Here is a 1195-nt window from a genome sequence, read left to right as displayed (position 1 = left end):
ACCGTCGTCGGCGCATTGGCGCAGCTCGTCGGCGGCGTCGTCGCCGGACTGTTGCAGCTCGATCCCGGCGCGCTCGGCGGATTGCTGCCGTTGCCCGTGCTGTTGGTCGCCGCATAGTTCGTGATCGCTCCGGCGTTCGCCGCGCTGACCGTCAAGGTGAAGCTCGCGGAAGCGCCGGCACCGAGCGGGCCGGCTATCGTGCAGGTCAGCAGCGCGCCGGCCGTATTGAGATTGGTGCAGCTCGCTCCGGATACCGCCGTCGCCGTGACTCCGCTCGGCAGTTGATCCTGCACCACGACGCTCGCAGCCGTTGGCGTCAGACCGCCGTTCGTAACCGTCAGCGTGTATTGGTAGTTGATCGCGCGGGTTGCCGTCGCCGGGCCGGTCTTGGTCAACGTGACGTTCGCCATCGCCTGGTTCGTGAACGTGCAGATATACGCGGTGTTCTCGGCCACGTTCGGCAAGGTGTAGGTCGATCCGGCGAAGCTGCCGACCGGATTGCCCGCCACCGTGCACGTCGCGCCCTGCAAAGACCAATTGGCCGGCAGCGAGGTTTCCTGGATCGTCACGTTCGAGCCGATCGCGCTCGGCGGAATGGTAAACGCCTGGATTCCCGCCGTCGTCGTGTCGCCGTCGACCTGCACCGTCGCGTTCGGCGTGGTGGTCGTTGCCGTGCCCGTGGTCTGCGTCGTTCCGGTCAGGGTGAAATTGAACGGGCCGCCGCCGCTCGGCGCATTGCCGGTCGTCGCCTTGTTGAGAACCAAGGTGCTCGGGCAAATCGGATCGACGACCGCCTGCGCAGTCAGATCGGCCGATCCACCCGTCGCAGGAGAGGTGAAGGTGCTGCCGACCGACGTGCCCTGAGAGAATCCGCTCGGCACCGCAATCGTCGAGGTATTGGTGATCGCGCCGCACGCCGTGCCGTTCGCGACCGCATTGATCGTATAGGTCAGCAGTCCGCCGGCCGCCGCGTTGCCGGCGGGCAGATAAGCGCCGCCGGCAACCTGGCCCGCGCCGCTGGCCGTGCTCGAGATCGCCCCGCTGCCCGTCGTGCTGCCGTTGACGGCGCCGCCCGGACAGGTCGCGCCGTTGCTCGCCTGGCACGTCCAACTTTGGAACGTAATGCCCGCCGGCGGCGTATCGCTGATCGCCGCGGTCACGTCGTGCGCCGTGGTCGGCGCGATCGTCGGCTGCG

Annotated in this window: 1 protein-coding gene; it reads right to left on the bottom strand. The window is 67.9% G+C overall.

All coding sequences use genetic code 11. The annotated features are described in order from the left end of the window. Window positions 1-1195: hypothetical protein (locus FFS30_RS23685; RefSeq protein ID WP_212742579.1), on the bottom strand; the 1195-nt coding region annotated here is incomplete at both ends.

The organism is Rudaea sp. 3F27F6, from assembly GCF_005503555.1.
In the GTDB taxonomy this organism is placed as follows: Bacteria; Pseudomonadota; Gammaproteobacteria; order Xanthomonadales; family Rhodanobacteraceae; genus Rudaea.
Note: the sequence above shows the minus strand (reverse complement) of the source record. Positions and strands in the feature narration are given on the sequence as shown.